The sequence below is a fragment of the Microvirga sp. P5_D2 genome (genome assembly GCF_054049475.1).
This window is the reverse complement of record NZ_JBFUMH010000047.1, coordinates 16,742-36,032: the sequence shown is the minus strand read 5'-3', so window position 1 is coordinate 36,032 and position 19,291 is coordinate 16,742. Positions and strand designations below refer to the sequence as shown.

Sequence of the window (19,291 nt, the reverse complement as noted above, 5' to 3'; positions counted from 1 at the left end):
GTGCGCTGACTGACCAGGCGTGAACGCACCCGGTGCAGGGCGAGCAGATCCATCTGGTCTGGCGTCTTGATCGCCACGAACGACATGGTCGGCCGCTGCACCGCCTCCGCGATGGCTTCGGCATCGCGATAATCGTTCTTGTGGCCCTTGAGGAAAGGTTTGACGTACTGAGCCGGGATCCGGCGCACGTCATGGCCGAGCGTCCGGAGTTGCCGACCGATGGGGTGGGCGCCAGCACAGGCCTCCATGCCAATCAGGCAGGGTGGGATGTTCGCCAGTCGCTGCGCAAGCTGCGTGCGGGAGAGCTTGATCCGCAGCACGATGGCGCCGCGCTCATCCTGGCCGACGAGATGGAAGCTGTTCTTGCCCAGATCGATGCCCAGCGTGGCAATGGCGGCAGAGGAAGAAGACCGTGACATGAGACGTGCTCCTTGCGTGGCTCGAAGCCCCACAGCTTACGAGCAAGCGGGGCAGGAGCACGGCCGGACCATCCCATAACGAGACATTCCGGATTCACAGATTAGATCTTTCTGGCAGGCTGCTTTGCCACCCGATCTGGTGCTCAATCTCGTGGTGGATCGCGATCAGGAACTTCAGGTTCGCCTTCGAGGCTCGTCGAGCGGGCACCCGGCACTCCGCGCCGGGACGAGCTACGGTCCCGATGGTGACCGGGCCGGCCCAGTATTCCGATCAGATCTCCCGACTGACGAAGCGCGATCCCGCGCACGCAAAGCGCCAGAGCCTGTCGGTGGCGCGCGTGATCTCGATTCTCGACCCTGAGGTCACCTCGACCGGTTCCTCCCGGCCGAAGACCTGGAAGGGCGCCTGGTCCAACGGCAGCCCGTTATGGGTGATTGTCACGCCTAGGGCCTGACAGAGCCGGCCGGAACCCGAGCAGAGAAGGCGGGGATCGTCCTGGCCTCGCCGCCGTCATCGCCCCGAGCCCGGCGATGGGCTCCAGAACCCGGATCAGCACGGCGCTCGCCGGCAGGCAGACGACGTTCAGGTACCAATGGATCCCGTAGGACCGGTACACGTAGGCATGCCCGGCCGGACCGAACATGGCTGCATTCCGGGCGGTCGGACCGCAGGAAGCTGTGCGAGGCCGGATCGTCGCCCGTGTAGGCCTCGGTTTCGACGATCACACCGCCGATTCCATCGACGAGCAGAGTGGCCCCGACAAGATCCCGGGCGGTGGTGATGGCATCCCGGGTGAAGAATGCGGACGATAGGATCTCGGCCTTCGGCATGCGCGCGTGCTCACAGGCGTTCCTGGGCCCGGATCCGGTCATAGGCCATCCGCACCGTCCCCTTGCCGTAGATCCGCTCCAGCCGGCGCACGGTGAAATGCCCGCGGGCCAGCGTCTGGAAGTGATCGACGAAGGCCGCGTTGACGGCCGCGCCGCCGATCGCCCCGACAACCGGAACCGCCTGGGTGGCGACCTTCTGCGACACAACCACCCCGAAGCGGGCTCCGATCTGGGCCAGCAGGCGCACAATGGCAGAGGTGCTCTCGTCGACAACGCCGCGCCCGGCCATCTGCTGCAGGGCGCGGGTGACGGACTTCGCCATCGCGGTCCGCACGGCGAAGTAGCCGGCCTCGTGCAGGTTGTCCGAGCCGGAATGCCCGCCCAGGGCGAAGACCTGGACACAAGCCAGCGCCGTCTCGGGATCGTCGAGGTCCTCGCCCTCGCTCTGCGCGATGCGGGCGATCGACCGCAGCATGATCGTGGTCGAGATCGGCAGTTCCACCAGAACCGCCGAGACGCCGAGCGCCCCGCCCATCGCCCCGGACAGGACCGCGAGTGCCTTGTGGACGCGGGTCTCGGGATCCCTGCCCTCCTTCGGGATCGTCTTCAGCGCATAGCGCAACGCGCGGGTCAGCGCCGCCTGCGTGGCTTTCAAGATCATGCCGGAGACCGACACCGGAAGCGCCTCCCCGAGCAGCTCGATCGGCCGGCCCGCTAGGGCCGACAAGCGGGCCACGTAGCTCGGCCCTTCGAGCGCGAGCACGGCCTGCCGCAGCGCCTCGCGATCCTCGTCCGAGAGGGCGATCTCGGGCGGCGCTGCGCGGGTGGCCGAGGCCGGAAGGGGCTCTTGGCGGCGAAGTTCCTGGCTCATCCAGCTTATCTGGGGATTCTGGGCTGCTTTGGACAGCCCGCAACCCTTCAACCCAGCTTGGCGTTGGTCTGCGGGGCCGGAGGAGCCGATGTTGATCAGATCCGCGACGGTCGTCGTTCTCGTGATGATGGCCCAAGCCGCCTGGGCACAGCCAATGCCGCCTCTGCCACCTCCACGGCCCATCGAGACCCCTTCTCCCGCGACACCCCCTGCCCCACGGCCTCAGGCTCACCCGGCGCCGACGGCGGAAGCGCCACTAACTGTCCCAGCAACCGAGGATTGCCTGGCCGACCTGAAGGCGGCCGGGTTCGAGATCGAGCCTGCTGAGCCGCCTCAAGTCTCGAACGAGCTCTGCCGGATCGAGACGCCGGTGCGGCTCAAGGCCGTGCCAGTTCCGACGAAGCCTGAGACGGTTGTCCGGCTGGCCAATCAACCGATCCTGGCCTGTCGCTTCGCCGGACCCTTCGGGCACTGGATCGGCGATCTCGTGGCTCCGCTCGTCGCCGGCATCAAGGGAAGCGACCTGAGATCTATCGAGACCGGCCCCGGCTTCGAGTGCCGCAACAGGAACCGGGCGGCGACGGGCAAGCTCTCGTCCCATGCGCAAGGGCTTGCAATCGACATCGCTGGCTTCGATCTCGCCAACGGAACGACCCTGCGGATCAAGCCTGAACCCAACACCGTGCCCGATACGGCGCTCGCAGCCCTGCGGACGGCGGCCTGCGGCTGGTTCACGACGATCCTCGGTCCCGGTTCGGAYGAGGCGCATCATGATCACCTTCACGTCGACATTGAGCGACACGGATCCAGCGACCGTTACCGCATCTGCCAGTAGGGCGATGATCCCTCCCGAGTTGTTACCCCCGCGCGGCCACCTTGTCCTGGGTCATGGTATCGAAGTCGCCGGCGTCATGGCGTTCGTGCAACTGCTCGGAGGGTTCACCGAAGGCCCGGTTCACGATCCGCCCCCGCTTGACGGCCGGGCGGCCGCTGATCGTATCGGCCCAGCGCCGGACGTGCCGGTACTCCTGCACGGACAAAAACTCGCCCGCCTCGTACAGCCGCCCCTGCACCAGGCCGCCGTACCAGGGCCAGATGGCCATATCGGCGATCGTGTACTCTGCCCCCGCCACGTATTCGTTGTCCGCGAGCCGCTTGTCGAGTATGTCGAGCAGACGCTTCGTCTCCATCGCGAACCTGTCGATCGCATACTCGATCTTCACGGGCGCGTAGGCATAGAAGTGCCCGAAGCCTCCTCCCAGATAGGGTGCGCTGCCCATCTGCCATAACAGCCAGGACAGGCATTCAGCACGCGAGCTGGCCTGGCTCGGCAGGAAGGCGCTGAACTTCTCCGCAAGGTAGAGCAGGATCGCGCCCGATTCGAAGACCCGGATCGGGTCCGGACCAGAGCGGTCCACCAGGGCAGGAATCTTGGAGTTAGGGTTCACCGCCACGAAGCCGCTGCCGAACTGGTCGCCCTCTCCGATCCTGATCAGCCAGGCGTCGTACTCCGCGCCGGAATGACCCAGCGCCAGCAGCTCCTCCAGCAGGATAGTGACCTTCTGACCATTGGGCGTTCCCAACGAGTAGAGCTGTAAGGGGTGACGTCCGACAGGCAGCTCCTTCTCGTGCGTGGCTCCGGCGGTCGGGCGGTTGAGGCTTGTGACAGGGCTCCCGCCGCTGCCCTTGTTCCAGGTCCAAACCTTCGGCGGCACGTAATCGGATGAATCGGTCATTCCTGCTGCTCCTGGTATCTGGGATCGACGAACTCTGTTGCCAAATTCATATAATGCGCAATGGAGCCCTGCGCCTCCATCATCGAGATACGAAGTCTCAGCATCGCATATGGTGGCGCAGACCTACGTCAGAGATCGCCTGAAATTGAACAGCCCCTCGAGGGTTCATCGCCTGGACGTCTCGACACTATGCTACGTCATCAGTCCCGCTACCCTACGATTTCCACGAACGACAACGAGCAGCCCCATGCCTCAGCACCTGAAGATTGACTTTGTTTCCGACGTGGCCTGCCCGTGGTGCGTCATCGGCCTGCGGGGACTTGAACAGGCGCTGGCCAATGCCGCGGACGCCGTGGAGGCCGACATCACCTTCCAGCCGTTCGAACTCAATCCGAGAATGCCTGCGGCGGGGCAGAACCTGGTGGAGCATATCAAGGAGAAGTACGGCTCTACGGCGGAGCAGTCGGCTGCCAGTCGCGCGATGATCCGATCGCGCGGAGCCGAGGTCGGCTTCACGTTCAACATGTCGGAGGAGAGCCGGATCTACAACACCTTCGATGCTCACCGCCTGCTGCACTGGGCCGGGACGATCGGGCGCCAGCGCGAGCTGAAGCTCGCGCTGTTCAGGGCGAACTTCACGGACGGTGCGAACGTGTCGGAGCATGGAGTGCTGGTGGATGCGGCCGTCGCGGCGGGTCTCGATCGGGATGAGGCGCGCGAGGTCCTGGTATCGGAGCGCTATGCCGAGGCGGTCCGCGAGGCCGAGCAGGAATGGATCTCCCGCGGCATTCGCTCGGTCCCGGCTATCGTCATCAACGGGAAATGGCTGATCTCCGGCGGCCAGCCAGCCGGTGCCTTCGAGCAGGCTCTACGCGGCATTGCCGCCGAGCTTGGGCAAGCCTCGGCCGGCGCCTGACCAGGGGTGGAATTCGAGCGGAATCGAGGGTTACGGACGTCGCTGGAGTTCAAGGCCAGACTAAGGATTCCCCTGCCCTTTCTGAAGGTCCGCTCAGGCTGGTCGAGCAGACCAAAGCGCTTCTTCCGAGAAGTGCCAGAAGCGGCCTTTTGGAGAGAACCGCCTGTGGGGCTCGGCATTCTTGGCAAAGAACTTCGCCACGACGCCGACGATCTGTGCCCTCCCTCGCCGCGCGAGCAGCATTTGCCTTGGCTGTACAGCCCCCTAGATACCGCTTTCCCGGGCAGACAAGGCCCGCTGGATGTAGGTCTCGATGCCACGCTCGCCTTCGTCTCACCTGTTCTGGGCCGTTATGCTCTTGGCATCAGGAATTTGCGGCTTGCTGGCCTATATCTATTCCGGTGTGTACGACGTATCAGCGACTAAGCAGCATACGTCACTGGTGTATTGGGTACTGAACACAGCCCGGCGCCAGTCGGTCCAGTCCCATTCTTCCGGGAGCCCGCCGCCTCTGGACCTGACTAGGGCGGATGTGATCGACTCGGGGCTCACTCTGTTTGAGCAACATTGTCGACAATGCCACGGTGCACCGGGGATCGCACCTGATGCAATCGGTCTCGGCATGAATCCCTCCCCGCCGAACTTCGTCCAAATGGGTCGGGATCTGGCAGCGTCAGAGTTGTACTGGTCCATTTCGAATGGGATTAAGCTGACCGGGATGCCTGCATGGAAGCACCGCCTGAGTGAGCGCGAGCGCTGGGAAATCGTAGCATTCCTGAAAAGCTCTCCAACACTATCCCCCGCTGAATATCTAGAGCAAAGAGGCCGCCTGACGTCAGCAGGCGTGAGGGGAGCCGCCTCTCAAGTCTCTGAGGCTCCGTGGGAAGCGGAGGGAGCGGTGCAACGAGGCCGTGTTGCGATCCAGCAATACGCATGCCCCACCTGTCACGAGATACCGGGGATCAGAGGCCCTGAGGCACAAGTAGGGCCACCCTTGAATGGTCTCGCTGAGCGGATCTATCTTGCCGGTGTTCTGTTGAACACACCGGCCCACATGATCGAATGGCTGCGTCATCCGCAAGTGGTGAAGCCGCTCTCGGCCATGCCTGAATTGGGCGTGACTGAGCGCGATGCCCGTGACATCGCAACGTATCTTTATACGCTGCGCTAAAAAACGTTAGCGTGGTTTTCTGCTAATCTGCGGCAGTGCAGTCGCTCTCGTAAAGTCAGCCGAAGCCCAATGCGCTTGGTGCGCACGAGGTATGAGAGTCGGCTTCGGGTCAAAGTGTAACGTAGAGCGATCCCAACGAAGGTCCGCTCATCGCGAAATTGCGGACCTTTGATTATCAAGCGCAAAGTGAGTCGGACTTCGCGCGGCTTACGCGAGTTTCGTCTGCTGTTACCCGTAGCGTTACCCGAGATAAAGATAGCTGTGGGGCTGCCGACGCGGGAAAGAAATAAAACCCTTACTAGTCAAGGGCTTGAAGTGGCGAGTGCGCTGCGACTGTAACCTAGGGAGCTCTGATTAAAAGGAAGCAGTTCGGCCTGTGCATAAGTGATCAAACGAACTCAGAAGCCTTGCTTTCCTTAGCTCTGCTCTTACTACCCTCTGTGTCACTTGCTCACAAGTGAGCTTTGGGAAGCCTGAAGTTGCTTCCCATACGCTTCCCAGCGGAGGAATGCTGTGCGTCTGACCCGCCCTGCCCTTGCCAACCTCGCTCTTCCACCTGGCAGGAGCGAACTCATCGTCTTTGACGACATTCTTCCGGGCTTCGGGGTTCGTCTCCGGGCCGGGGGCAAACGCGTCTGGATTGCCCAGTACCGCATGGGTAAGAAGCAGAGGCGTGTCACGATTGGGTCCGTCGAGACCCTCGACCTCGACCAGGCCCGCCGAGCGGCCAAGTCCATTTTGGCCAAAGTCCATCTCGGCAGCGATCCTCAGGCGACTAAGACAGAGGCCAAAGCGCGGGCTCACCTGACCCTCGGGGCAACAGTGGAGCCGTATCTGGAGTTTGCCTCCAGACGGCACAAGCCACGGACCTTTGTTGAGACAAGCCGCTACTTGGGGACATCTTGGAAACCTCTCCACGGTCTCGCTATCGAGAAGATTTCTCGGCGGACAGTTGCTCTCCAGCTTGCTGAAATTGCCATGGCAAATGGGCCGATAGCGGCCAACCGGGCACGCATCGCCWTATCCTCATTCTTCACTTGGGCAATGCGTGAGGGGCTGGCGGAAATCAACCCGGTGGTGGGTACCAACCGCCCAATCGAAGAGCGCTCGCGGGACCGAGTTCTGTCTGATAACGAACTCGCTCGGATCTGGGCGGCATGCCGGGATGATGACTACGGCTGGATCGTGCGCCTTCTTATCCTCACCGGACAGCGGCGGGAGGAGGTCGGCGGCATGAGCTGGGAGGAATTGGACCTGCAACAGGCCCGCTGGAACATCCCCCGAAGTCGCACGAAAAATGGGCTGCCCCATGAGGTGCCGCTGCCCGATGYCGCAATCAAGCTGCTCCAGAGGCGCCCTCGCCGAGAAGGAAGACAGCTCGTTTTTGGGGAAGCAGGGGGGCCTTTTCAGGGCTGGAGCAAAGCTAAAGCCGCCTTGGACAAACGAATTTTAAATGGTGGACTCCAGATCACGGCTTGGCGATTACACGACATCCGACGCACCGTTGCGACTCGCATGGCTGACATGGGCACGCTCCCACATGTGATCGAGGCTGTCTTGAACCATGCATCGGGTCACAAGGCGGGTGTGGCTGGTGTCTATAACCGTGCGACGTACGCCAAGGAGAAACGCGATGCCGTGGACCTATGGGCAACGCATTTGCTCGGTTCTGATTAACCAAACAATCAAAGGCGCTTGAGATGGGCACTGAACGGTCGACATTAGAGGTCAGCCCTGGAGCAGCATTGGCTTTGAATGAGTTTATGGCTGCTATCCAAACAATATTTACATCTAAGGCTGCTGAACCATTGAGCAAACGGCAGCAGTACATTGATGCATTAACAGAGGTTGCAGAACTATTGTATCGGCTTGGTGCTGCTAACGAGGGCTCGAAAATGAATCTTCTAGCAGAGATGCTAGGTGATCTTCGATACGGCACCATCCATGAAGTTCTCAAGCCTACCATGAATGGAACTCTGAGCTCGACCGAGGATCTTCGCGGGCGGGCATTTGCCGCTTTGGCTATTGAAGCTCTGTGTACAGGGAGTGAAGTGGGACCGAATAGTACCGCACAAGTGACAAGAGAGCAGGCTGCACAATATATCGCGAGAAGGCACCCAGGCCTTTCCCGCTTTATGAGTAAGCAGAAACAGGATTTGGCGAAAGCGATCTATAACTGGGACCGACAGTATCGGACAGGCCCTATAAATAACAGAGAAGTCGATAGAACTTATCGAGCTTTCCTCGCGGAACTTAAGGTTGGGATAAGGGCAATCGAAGAATCTCGTAGGAAGAAGGGTTCGGAGCAGATTGCCGATGAACTTGTGGCCCAAGCCCTGCAGCGTTGCAATTGAACCCCTATTTGAATTGCAACGGATCTACGTGACCTTCCGATCACCTAGTTAGTCCAGTGATAGCAAATGGTCACTCTGACCCTTTGTGAAGCTCAGGCAAGCTCGGCAATCACATGAGGTCACTATGACATCCATTCTTTCTAAGCTTGAGCAGATCAGAAAGCTCAAGCAATTTGATAGCCACGGTGCGGACCCACTGAACCGGCTCGAGCAGCTCGGTGGTTTAAGTATACCTATTTCTCACCATAAGGTGATGAACACGGCTGAGGCCGCAGCCTTCCTTGGCTTCAGTGTTCCACACTTCCGAAGGCTCTACCGCAGCGGCAGTGTGCCTCTACCTATTCAGCTCAGCACCCGTAAGCTCGGTTGGCGGACTGGCGATCTCATCGACTGGGTTACCGCGCGCCAAAATCGTCCAGTGACGGCACAATAAGCCCCTAACAACCTAATCTGCTCCTACAACCAGCGTCGCCAAAGAAGAGCCCCGCACGGAGGCTCCGGCGGGGCTAAGGATGTGTTTCTTGAAAGCTCTGTTTAACACGCCGCGTAAGCGGCGCCAAGCGCCTACGCACGTTCAGATTACCGATCGCCAGCGCAATCTCGAGCTGCTGGCTGTTCCTTCGGTTCGCACCATCGTCCGCCGATCTCGCATAAGCCCCATCACGGCAGCTTTGCTCGCTGAGCTCTCCGGGCTCTCCCAGGAGGTGCCTCATGCTTGAGGGGATTAGAGGGATCGTGACCAATCCAATGATTAACAATCCGTTTAAGGAAATCCTCGGCTATGCGGATGACCGCCATAAGCTCAAACTTGAAGGCGATCTCGCCTGGGTTTTGATCCACCTCATGCAGGCCGGACGCGTCGGCTGCACACCAGTGGGACTGATGGCGCCAGGATTGAGCCTATTCATTGGCGAACTCCGGAAGGCCGGCGTGGCGATCGACACCGTCCGTACCAAACAACCAATGCAGGGTGGCTTTCGCCTTCGGTACATCCTGCGCAGCAACATCATCATTACCGGCATCAATCTGACGAAGGCCTACAACTATGCCGAATAGACCTCTTGTTAATCCACACACCATCAGCTCGGCACAGATCGAGGAGAAGTTCTGGACCAGTCACAACCTTCGTGGCCTTGAACGTCTCCAGTTAGACAAGCATGGCGTCCCAATGCCTCATCTTCTCGCGTCAGCACCAGTCCGCGTGGGCTTTGTCATCTTCACACACGATGGGTTCGACTTCCATCCCCCTAGTCTCAACGGAGGAGGCACACGTGCCTTCCTCTTTCTCATCCAGAACCAGAATGGCGAGGCATTGGACATCGTCGCATGGGCACCGCTGGTCCACTGCTTGTCAACCTGGCTCAATCGAGCGTGGGTGCGTCGGGAGGCGGCATGAGCCATCCCTGGATGCCCTTCTACCCTGGCGATTACCTTGCTGACACAGTGCATCTGAGCACCCTCGAGCATGGCGCCTACTTCATGCTCATCATCCACTACTGGCGACATGGAGAACTGCCAGCGGAAGATATAAGACTCGCTCGCATTGTCCGCCTTCCTCTGGATCAGTGGATGGACATCCGCCCTACGCTGGCCGAACTCTTCCAGCCGGACTGGCAGCACAAGCGCATCAATGCCGAACTCGCCACCACAGCGGAGAGGTACCAGAGGCGCGCTAATGCTGGTCGGAAGGGCGGCCTTGCATCTCGTCGCGGAAAGCAAAGTCAAAGCGATGCTGAAGCAATGCTTCAGTCAGGTCCAGGCAATGCTGAAGCTGGACTCAACCATCCACAACCACAATCACATCCACAGCTACAACCACATCAAGAGGAGAATCTAAACGGGGCTGACGCTTTATCTGGCCTCAGCGCGGAAGAGCAGTTTTGGGCGCGCTTGGACGGGCTCAGCGGTAAAGGGATCAGTCGATCTCTTTGCACACAGCTCCTCAAGCTCAATGGCCATGACTTTGCCGAAGCCAACCGAGCGCTGGATGGAGCAGAACAAGCACGACACCCAGGCCAGTATCTAGGAGCAATTGTCCGTAGGCTGCAGCAAAGTCCCCAGGCATCTCCGCCTGGTGCTAACCCACATGTGCCGGCATGGGTCAACGAGCGTCGAGCCGCCGGCCTGCTGGTCGAACGTGACGGGAAGAGCTGGCGCTGTCAGGGCGAGCTCTTGAACGATGGTGGCGAGGTAGTCGGGTTTTGAGCTCCGATCGATTGAGGGCGCTGGGGATCATCGTTCCAAACCGCCCTGGCGAGCACCGCACACAATGCCCGCGGTGCTCGCCCACCAGACGCAAGAAACATGATCGATGCCTTTCTGTGAGGATTAATAATGATGGGGCAGTCTTCCATTGCTGGCACTGCGGTTGGAGCGGAGGTGTCTCCGGCGCTCAGCGCAGCTGCCGTGACGTACGCCGAGGCCGTACGCAAGATCAGCCGAGCGACTTTGGAGCAGCTCGGCGTCGGCTCCGGTACGATGTACTTTGCTAACCTGCATCGCGAGAGCGAAGCCCTCATATTTCCGTACAAGACTGGACGCGAGGTGGTGAACTGGAAGGCTGCGGCGTTCCCGGTAAAAAACTTCACGTCCATGAAGAGCGGCACGCTCCAGTTCTGGAACATCGAGCGGGTGATCGGGTCGGAGACGGTGTTCATCACCGAAGGCGAGATGGACGCGGCTTCCCTGGTCGAGGCGGGCATCCCTGTCGAGCAGGTTATCAGCGTTCCTAACGGCGCCAGATCCCGCCCGTCCGACGCTCCCGCGGAGGCGCGAGGTTATGCTTATGTGGAGGAGGCGCTGCGCAGTGGTCTCAATCGCACCAACCGCATTGTCTGGTGCGGCGACAATGATGGCGCAGGCCTGTCACTGCGAGCCGACATGGTGCAGCTGTTCGGATCTGCTCGCTTCTTCTATGTCGAGTGGCCCCAAGGCTGTAAGGACGCCAATGATGTTCTTCGCGTCCACGGACCAGCAACTCTCCACGAGTTGGTGATGAACTGCGCCGTACCCTGGCCGATCAATGGCCTCTACCGCCTTGGTGAACTGCCGGAGTTGCCGCCTCTGACGCTTTGGGAGCCCGGCTTTGTGGAATGGGAGAGCAAGGTGCGTCTCGCGCCCCGGACCTTGAGTGTCACCACGGGTCATCCAGGGCATGGCAAGACGACCCTGTTCATGCAGATCTGGTACCAGATCTGTCGCACGTATGGGCTCACCGCTGCCATCGCCTCCTTCGAGACCCGCGCCAAGCCGCACCATCGCCGTACGCTCCGGCAGCTGCACGCCGGCAGGCTGGAGAGCGCCATGACGGAGCAGGAGATCCGGGCAGCAGACACCTGGATCAACGATCACTTCCTATGGATGCATCATCCGGACCAGCGGCCATCTCTCGAGTGGTTCCTGGAGATGGCTGAGGTGGCTGTGATCCGTCATGGAGCGCGCATCATCCAGGTCGATCCCTGGAACAGGCTTGAAGCGGCTCGGACCCACGGAGAGACGGAGACCGACTACATCGGACGTTGTCTGCGCACCCTCCATGCGTTCGCGCATGACATGAACTGCCACGTGCAAGTGCTTGCACATCCTGCAAAAATGGATACCAGTCGCAAAGGACGTGCGCCGGAGTTGGAGGACATCTCCGGCTCGAAGAACTGGGACAACATGGTCGATCAGGGCTTTGTCGTGCACCGACCGAAGTTCGTTGATGAGAACGGCCGCAACACCGAGGCGGAGTTCTACCAACGCAAAGCGCGTTTCGAGGAGTTGGGCTACCCGTGCAAGCTCAACATGACCCTCGACCTGAGCACCGGCCGATACCGCTCAGCTGACTACGCCGGCTATGCCGGCCTCAATCGCATGCCTCCCAGTGGCTAAGACACCAAGCCTGTTAACCGGGTTGTATGGTTTGCCAGAAAATTTAGGATTGAGGAGCAAGTAAATGGCGAGGTATGGAGGCGGACGTCCGACGGTTGAAAACAGCATCACTCTCAATGTCCGCCACCTCACCCGCGTCGGTCTCGTCCCGGGAGGCACCCAGTCAGGCACCTTACAGTGGATGTGGTCCAACAACCGGCCGTCCTGCCAGGTAGCCTACAAGGCCCATCTCAGCGAGGATACTGGGCTCCTACACCTGGTCAGCATTACGTGCTTTGACCCCTATGGCAGGTTAGGTCACCTCCCAAGCCAAAGCATCCGCCTGGTAGCGACGACCCCGCCCTATGGTGGACGTCGGTGGTGGTTTGTGTGCCCGCAAACCGGCCAGCGTGCGATGAAGCTGTATCTTCCCTCAGACGCCCGTGTATTTGCATCCCAGCAGGCTCATGGCCTAGGCTACGCCGTGCAGCGGGAAGGTGCAGGGGAGCAGGCCCGCCGGAGAGCGCGCAAGGCGCGGGCTCGGATTGGAGGGAGCCCAAACCTGCTGGAAAAGCTACCCAGAAAGCCGAAGTGGATGCGCTGGGCGACCTACTGGCGGCTTGTGGAGGCCTGCCACCAAGCAGACCAGCAAACGCTCGCATTTCTGATCTCCCGCACAGAGAAGATGCTGGGCAGGTCTATTGCATAGGGCAGGACATCTCAGGGCTTCGTCTTCCTGACAAGTGTTCGCCTCCGTCCGGTAATGAGAGGCGATCCAGCCCAATCGACTTCGAACCCTAAGGTAGATCGATGCGACGACGAAGCGCGGAAAGCCGTGAGTCGGAAGCCGTCTCCGGCGCTTGTGCCAACAGTTCAAGTGTCCGCTCGATCCCGTATGGCCATGAGGATGCATCCTCGCCGAGGACCGCCCACAGCAGATCGAGGGTCGCGGCCGGATAGGCTCGCGCCGGGTGGTCGGCATTAGACCCGCTCGTGTATTCAAACCGCAAGGGCGTGCTTCGGACTGGGACGAGCCTCGAAAGGATCAACTCAACCACAGCCGGCATCAGGTCACCGCTTGCCAGCGCGAAATTCGCCAAGTGGCTCGACATGACCGGTGTGCGAAGGGCCCGCTGTTTCGGCCATACCTGCCTGAAGAAGGGCACAGCTCTGTCTCGCCACGGGCTATCTGGCTCCGCACACCATCGTTCGAGCTGCCACAGGAGCTGCTGACGGAACTCCTCAGTGGTGTGGATCAGGACTTCCCGCAACTCAATGTCAGTAATGAAGCGTTCTCCTGTGGCTGTTTCGCTTGCCCAGCCGGCTAGAAGAAAGCCGCCGAGGATCGTGCTCTCGTTGCGGCGTCGAGGCTGCCTGGCGCGCGCGCGCAGTGCCTCCTTTAGAGCTGGGTAAAGCGGCTTTGAAGGTATTTGAGCAGTCCAGAGCACACCATCCCAAAGCGCATCACCGTCGGGACCCCTGTCGCTGACGTGTGGAAGCAATTGCCGTTTTGTCCAGACAGGATCAATCCTGAAGAGCCAGTTGAGCTGAGGTCCGAGCATGACGAGTGCATGCCGCCGCATGTCACCTGGCAAGGCGAGGAGATCATCGAGCCGGCTGGTCCACTGACAAGGAAAGCCAGCGCCGGCTTCGACCCCGTCTTTAATCGGATCCTTGATTAGAAGATCAAATAGCTTTCCAACCGGCCCGTTCAGCGCGTCGTCTGCCCATGACCGGTTCGGTCGGTGCCGCTGCTCCACCGGTGGCAAGCGGAGTGCAGTCATCATGCTATCCCACAGCCCAGGGAGCACGCTCGCGGCATCGCCGTAGAGGCGGTCAGCCAGTGCTTTCATCCACTCGGAGACCGAGTACCCGATGCCTCGCAGACCTGCAGCGGGCAAACCTCGCAGCCGCGCAGCAATAGCCTGGATCATGCGAAGCGAGTCGGCCGGCCGCGTCTCTGCTTGCAGGTACGCTGACCAAGCCCACTGTGGAACGTCCCCCGACCGAGCTGCATGGGTCAGGGCGCCGAGTGCGCGAGCTGGCCTCTGGACGGCCAAGCCTCGGAAGGGCTCACGCTCAGTCCTCCCCGCAAAATCCAGCCGTCCGAGCTCTTTTGCCTGGCTCAGAATCTCGGGGATCGGTGTTCCGAGGATTGGGTCCGGCCTGCTGTCCGTCGAGATGTGAAAAGCTTGCGGTGCATGCGAGTCAGCTGCGGCATCGCCCGCATCCGTCGTCCACCTTGGGGCGGCCGAGCGCAGTGCCCGCATCGTCTCATCCAAGTTAAAGGTAAACACCACTCCATGGGTGGACAGCCAGTGGAGCCGGCTCAATCGATCGTGCGCAATCGCCTCCTCGCGCCCGCCCGGCACGTTGCTATCCCAAGGGTAGGATCCTGTCAGGAGACGCTGCTCAAGCGCCTTACGGTAGTCTGGCGGGAGGTCCGCCCAATGGTCCCTCAGCGCATAGAGGAGATCTCGCTCGTGCACTGAGCCCCAGAACACCCGGTCCGGCAGTGCCATAAAAGTTGCGCCCGCCTCGCCCGGACTCAATAATCCGGTGCCGGCCGCCCAGATCCGCAGCCGCGCAAAGACATACTCGTCTCGGGAGGGCCAGGAGCGGGCTTGGTGACGCGCCGCCTCAGGATCAACGCTCGCGAGCCGGGTCATTAGATTCTGGAAGTGGATGATCGGTCCTGTCAGTCCGTAGCTACTCTCCGAAAGCTCAGGACCTCCGTCAGGTCCACGGCTCGTCTGCAGATAGATTTGATCGGAGCCGGAGATCTCGCGCTCAAGGGCGACTGCGATGTTGAGGTTGGTCCGGAAGCACTCGACCGCATAGGCGACGAACTCTTCTGGCAGTTCTACGCGCTGGTGCGGGTGCGGATAGTCAACGTCCACATAGATAACGTCGTCGGGCTGGCCCTCGTCTGACCATACGAGCGGGTGCGGTATCCCGGCGGCTGGGCGTACCGTGAGCCTCGGACGGTACATGTCGGCGACTTCACGGACAATCGACGCGGACCACCCCTCCTGAGATGCCTTCTGCTCGATCTCATACTTACGCCTGCTGGGGTCGCCACGCCGATCAGTCCATGCCGAGAGGAGCATTCTCCACCCACGACGGATGGGATCGGGGAAGCGCTGCGGCTCATGCAGCAAGGCCCAGTCGATGTCGTAAATGATTGATGGGTGTAGGCCGGGCTGATGCGCCGCCCACCACAAAGCGATTGGCTGGTGCGCCACCCGTTGGAGCCATATGCCGATTTGYACGAGGCGAGGCGGAAGCTCGGCATGGAAATGGCTCTCGAGCCCGCGCACCGCTGCGCGCGAGCGATGCTCCCCTTGCTCACGGTCCAGGATGCTCGGCCGGAGAATATCGGCCGCCTCTTCGGGGACTTTGCGATCTCGGAAAGCGTCATCGGGAGGTGCTGGCTCCGGAACTGGATCGATGTCGAGGCTGAGCGCATCGAACGGATCGAACCGGGGGATGTCTTCGCCACTCGAAGAGACTCGTCGTGGTGTCGCATACCGTTGTAGCGAGTCCGCAACGAGCAGCCATTCGGCGCCGAGTGGCTCGGGAGCCGAGGCCAAGCGTCTCGCCCCCTCGGCGGTCGAGAGAATGTGTGCGACCTGACCACGTTCGTGCGGACACAGGAGTTTCGGGCCAGATGCTGCTCGCGACAGCGCCGTTTCATACCAAACTCTGCTATCCCGTGCGCGTTCTGCCCATGCCCGAAGAGTGTCCCAAAGCGGCGAGAAGCCGTTGCTGCTGTCGAATGGGATCGCCTGAACACCCCGATGCTCCCAAAGAGCAATCGCAGAGCGCTGCTCGCCATCCTGGAGAGCATAAAGCCTGTTTCGTGTGCCCGCACTAAGGTTCAACCCTTCCAGCAGATACTGCATGGGTGGATCGTCGGCGGAGTAGCCCACGAACAGTATCTGGAACCGCGAGAGAAGCCGCTGAATGAAGCGCGTAGCCCAGCCTACTGAGAGGTAAGCGCGGCCGAAGTCGGCGCTGGAAATGACGAACTCATCGTCCTGCGCACCCATGTATCTGGCGTCGACACGGCCATGCAGATGCACGATGCCACGAAAGTCGCGGTCACTGTGAGGATCAGGGAGGTTTGGCGGACCGAAGCTGTGCAGAGTTGGGTTGCTTGCCTCGAACAGAAGATCGAAATTGGTCGTCACCAAACGAGTGACGCCACGTGAGGTCGCAAGATCGAGCAACACCCGATGAGCGCCAAGGTTGGGATCGAGGCCAGGTCGGATAGCCTCAGCTACGGCCGCACGGACGTCCGAAACCTCGAACTCTCGCTCGAGAAAGCCAAACACTCGATCAGTTGCCACGAGGCCACCGACACCAGGCATTGGTTCGAGCGCAAGGGCCCTCTCTAGAAGAGCACGGGCGCGACTATCCTGCGCTGCGCCTAGAGTGTTGACTACCTTGCGTCCAAGAGAAGCGAAGTTTGGTAAGCGTGCCTCGGCTTGGCTCACGCCCGCACCACAGAACAGGATGACGTCTCCAGCATCGCGTGCAAGGAGGAGTTCGTCAGGCATATCTGGACCGTCTGCGATGAACCTCATGGGCCAATGAGATGGATAGAGGGATTAGAGACCAGTGCACCGGCCTAGAGCCATGCGAATCACGACTTCAGCTCCCGACATTTGCAGGCGGGCTTCACGAATGGAAGCCTTCGGCAAACAGCGGAAGGCTTCTGTCCTCTCCAAACGTCCGCTTAGGCGAGGTTAGCTGCCCTTGGGCAAAGGTCTCAAAAGTGCCAAAACCGGAAGTTCCCAGCCTCATTAGATCACTTCAGCGATGGACAGCTATGTCGGTATCACAGGGAAGCCGAGCGACTTTTGCGGATAAATCCGTTGTTGGTCCAGAGGGATCAGCGCGCCGCTGACAGTTCGACTATTGAAAACAGCGACGCGCCGCTATGAGGTGTTCCCGTCGCTGCTCACGGTCATCTTTGACTAGCCCCTAATACGTGCCTTTGGCTTCACGAAACACGCGCCCTCCTCCCTTGGCCACGATGTCATCGACTGCGTTGGGACTGGCTTCATCCGCCTCAATGATGACAGCGGTCATTCCTGGTTTCATCTCGGACTTGATCGAAGTCACACTGGCAGACCCGAGGATCGCCATCCCGGCATCGTTGATCAGCCCGACGGTAGCTCCAAGGAGCGCTGCCAGCGTCGCGAGCGGTACGCCGCCGATCAAACCAATCAGCCCGCCAACTACAACGCCGACCTTGGTTCCATGAAAAGGATGGACGTCGGACTCAAGAACTGACACCGATCCTTGATCGTCCTTGGTCACGATGACACCGGACTTGAGTTTGAACTTTGTACCGCCTGCGTCCTTGAGGTCCTTTATTGCGCGGGCGGCATCGTGAGCCGCATTGACGTTGCTGAATGTCGCCACGATGATGTTGTCTACCATTGTGTCTTTCCTCCCTTGGTCGGATCGCGTTTACGGCTGACTTTCCGGTCTCCGCATGCCTCAAGAGTGCCAATTGGTGACGTTCGGTATACATGAGCGAAGTTTCGCGGAAGGCATTATGGAAAGAGGTCTAGCCGTCTCGTCTGGAATAGCCGCTTGAACCCATAACCGACCCTACACAGGTCCGTTCGCAGGATCCCCTACTGCACCCGCTTGATCGCCGGCGGCGACCAGGTACCATCCGCGACCTCCTTCTTCGGCGCATAGAGGCGCAAGGCGAGCCTGAAATCGCTCTCCTTGGGCGCGGGCAACCAGTTGGCCTGTCGGTCCGCACCCGGCGCTTGGTTCTGGATGTAGATCGTCAGCGAGCCATCATCGCCGAACTTCATCCCGCTCCGGTCACCGAGGGCGTAGCGGTTGATGGCATTGGGCACGAGGTAGCTCTCGGCGTCGTACATTGTCAGGGACCAGAACGCATTCACCGGCGGGATCTCAGCCTTCGAGAAATGCAGGACGTATGTGTTGGCGCCGTTCAGGGCTGCGCCGTCGCCATCCTTGCTCGCGAACGGATAGACGGCATCTTCGGCCAGATTGCCCCCGACCCCATAGAAGGTCCAGGAGGCGCGATAGGGATAGTTCGTGCCGTAGCGCCCCATGTCGAGCGTGATCTCCCAGCCGTTCACCTCCTTTCCACGCGTTGCCGCCTGCATCTGCTTTTGCCCGGCAGCGACGCCGTCCCCGATCGCCTTGCGCACCTCGGGAGTGAACGCGGCCATGCTGAACGATGCGCCCGGTGCGATGCCAAGCCGCGCGATCCGGGCCATGGTTGCCGGGTCGGCGGGCTCCGGCGGATTGGTGACCAGCAAAGCGTTCAGGCGACCGAAGAAAGCCTCAGGCGACATTGCCAGCACCTGAGCCGGCACCGGGGTCTTGTTGTCGACGCCTGGCTTCAGCGGCACGTCGGCAGGAGGTGTGTAGGCTTTGCCCCATTCTGCCAGCGGCACCAGCTTGTACTGGTCTTGCAGCGCATGCACCGCAGGGTAATCGTCTTTGTCGCGGGTGTAGGACCGTCCCCCGATGAGGACCAGATTGGTCGGTATGCGGAGTTCGGTCAGGCCAGCGGGGAGCGTGCCCTTCCAGGTGGGACCGACGATGGCGAAGTTGCCGCCCTTGCCGCCGACCGTACGCGAGCCCGGCGCGTGGGGCACGTTGTTCCAGGCATCGATGAACTGCATGAGCCAGAAGCGGTTGCCCATCTCGGGCACGGACAGGACGATGGGGCCCTGCGACAGGTCGAGGGAGGCGAGCGAGTAGAGCGTATCGACGTTGAGGCCGACCACCGTCTTGTTCGAGGCGTCAGGAAACTCGCGGTAGTGTGCGAACTGATTGATAGGCGCGAAAGGCCCCTCCGACCTCGTGACGTGCGTGTTCGAGTCGATCTGCGTCGCGATGTAGACCAACGGCATGCCGRAGACCCAGGCCTCCTGCGCAAGCGTGCGGGCATCCTCGGGGTTCATCGCCGGATCGATCTGAGCGAGGGCTGGAAACGAGCCCAAAGGCAACGTTGCTGCCACGGCAGCGAGCAGTGCAGTGCGACGATTGAGCGGTGGTAGCATCTCGTTTCCTCTTGGTGCGGATAAGGGCGGAGAATGAACGCACAGGGGGACACGGTTTCGAGCCAGTCTACCAC

General features: G+C 60.8%; 15 protein-coding genes and 2 pseudogenes. 10 read left to right on the top strand and 7 right to left on the bottom strand.

Going from position 1 to position 19,291, the window contains the following annotated elements; translation table 11 throughout:
* The 3 genes and pseudogenes from ACXJKO_RS14270 to ACXJKO_RS14260 all read right to left on the bottom strand — a co-directional run.
* The coding region (locus ACXJKO_RS14270) for an IS110 family transposase (protein WP_457091752.1) at positions 1–419 on the bottom strand (419 nt) is incomplete at its 3' end.
* Positions 420–690: 271 nt separating this feature from the next.
* A pseudogene (locus tag ACXJKO_RS14265) lies at positions 691–1,250 on the bottom strand (DNA-3-methyladenine glycosylase).
* A gap of 10 nt (positions 1,251–1,260) precedes the next feature.
* On the bottom strand, positions 1,261–2,121 hold the full coding sequence (locus ACXJKO_RS14260; RefSeq protein ID WP_457091751.1) for an EcsC family protein: 861 nt from the start codon (positions 2,119–2,121) through the stop codon (positions 1,261–1,263).
* An 88-nt stretch (positions 2,122–2,209) separates the two neighbouring features.
* Here ACXJKO_RS14260 and ACXJKO_RS14255 point away from each other — a divergent pair, with 88 nt between their 5' ends.
* Positions 2,210–2,956 carry an extensin-like domain-containing protein gene (locus ACXJKO_RS14255; protein ID WP_457091750.1) on the top strand — a complete coding sequence of 249 codons (747 nt, stop codon included), beginning with the start codon at positions 2,210–2,212 and terminating at the stop codon, positions 2,954–2,956.
* Positions 2,957–2,978: 22 nt separating this feature from the next.
* On the opposite strand, the gene yghU is transcribed toward ACXJKO_RS14255, so the two are convergent.
* A complete protein-coding gene (gene yghU, locus ACXJKO_RS14250; protein WP_457091749.1) occupies positions 2,979–3,857 on the bottom strand; it encodes a glutathione-dependent disulfide-bond oxidoreductase in 879 nt (292 codons plus the stop codon).
* Between the two features lie 247 nt (positions 3,858–4,104).
* Between yghU and ACXJKO_RS14245 the strand changes: the two genes are divergently transcribed.
* The 9 genes and pseudogenes from ACXJKO_RS14245 to ACXJKO_RS14205 all read left to right on the top strand — a co-directional run bounded on the left by ACXJKO_RS14245 (position 4,105) and on the right by ACXJKO_RS14205 (position 12,171).
* Positions 4,105–4,773: a DsbA family oxidoreductase gene (locus ACXJKO_RS14245; protein WP_457091748.1), complete on the top strand. Its 669-nt coding sequence runs from the start codon at positions 4,105–4,107 to the stop codon at positions 4,771–4,773.
* A gap of 313 nt (positions 4,774–5,086) precedes the next feature.
* Positions 5,087–5,545, top strand: a pseudogene (locus ACXJKO_RS14240) (c-type cytochrome); the annotation flags it as partial.
* A 222-nt stretch (positions 5,546–5,767) separates the two neighbouring features.
* Complete coding sequence (locus ACXJKO_RS14235) at positions 5,768–5,944, top strand: c-type cytochrome (protein WP_457091754.1); 177 nt, start codon at positions 5,768–5,770, stop codon at positions 5,942–5,944.
* A gap of 513 nt (positions 5,945–6,457) precedes the next feature.
* On the top strand, positions 6,458–7,621 hold the full coding sequence (locus tag ACXJKO_RS14230; protein ID WP_457091747.1) for a tyrosine-type recombinase/integrase: 1,164 nt from the start codon (positions 6,458–6,460) through the stop codon (positions 7,619–7,621).
* Between the two features lie 23 nt (positions 7,622–7,644).
* Positions 7,645–8,298, top strand: a complete 654-nt coding sequence (locus ACXJKO_RS14225; protein WP_457091746.1) for a hypothetical protein — start codon at positions 7,645–7,647, stop codon at positions 8,296–8,298.
* A gap of 124 nt (positions 8,299–8,422) precedes the next feature.
* Complete coding sequence (locus tag ACXJKO_RS14220; RefSeq protein ID WP_457091745.1) at positions 8,423–8,731, top strand: helix-turn-helix transcriptional regulator; 309 nt, start codon at positions 8,423–8,425, stop codon at positions 8,729–8,731.
* Between the two features lie 278 nt (positions 8,732–9,009).
* Complete coding sequence (locus ACXJKO_RS14215; protein WP_457091744.1) at positions 9,010–9,354, top strand: winged helix domain-containing protein; 345 nt, start codon at positions 9,010–9,012, stop codon at positions 9,352–9,354.
* Between the two features lie 270 nt (positions 9,355–9,624).
* Positions 9,625–10,503 carry a YdaU family protein gene (locus tag ACXJKO_RS14210; protein ID WP_457091743.1) on the top strand — a complete coding sequence of 293 codons (879 nt, stop codon included), beginning with the start codon at positions 9,625–9,627 and terminating at the stop codon, positions 10,501–10,503.
* A gap of 132 nt (positions 10,504–10,635) precedes the next feature.
* Positions 10,636–12,171, top strand: a complete 1,536-nt coding sequence (locus ACXJKO_RS14205; protein ID WP_457091742.1) for a DnaB-like helicase C-terminal domain-containing protein — start codon at positions 10,636–10,638, stop codon at positions 12,169–12,171.
* A 776-nt stretch (positions 12,172–12,947) separates the two neighbouring features.
* On the opposite strand, the gene ACXJKO_RS14200 is transcribed toward ACXJKO_RS14205, so the two are convergent.
* From ACXJKO_RS14200 to ACXJKO_RS14190, 3 genes are all read right to left on the bottom strand, one after another.
* Positions 12,948–16,502, bottom strand: a complete 3,555-nt coding sequence (locus tag ACXJKO_RS14200; RefSeq protein ID WP_457091741.1) for an SIR2 family protein — start codon at positions 16,500–16,502, stop codon at positions 12,948–12,950.
* A gap of 637 nt (positions 16,503–17,139) precedes the next feature.
* Complete coding sequence (locus tag ACXJKO_RS14195) at positions 17,140–17,601, bottom strand: hypothetical protein (RefSeq protein WP_457091740.1); 462 nt, start codon at positions 17,599–17,601, stop codon at positions 17,140–17,142.
* 200 nt (positions 17,602–17,801) lie between these two features.
* Positions 17,802–19,217 carry a DUF1254 domain-containing protein gene (locus tag ACXJKO_RS14190; RefSeq protein WP_457091739.1) on the bottom strand — a complete coding sequence of 472 codons (1,416 nt, stop codon included), beginning with the start codon at positions 19,215–19,217 and terminating at the stop codon, positions 17,802–17,804.
* Positions 19,218–19,291 lie beyond the last annotated feature (74 nt).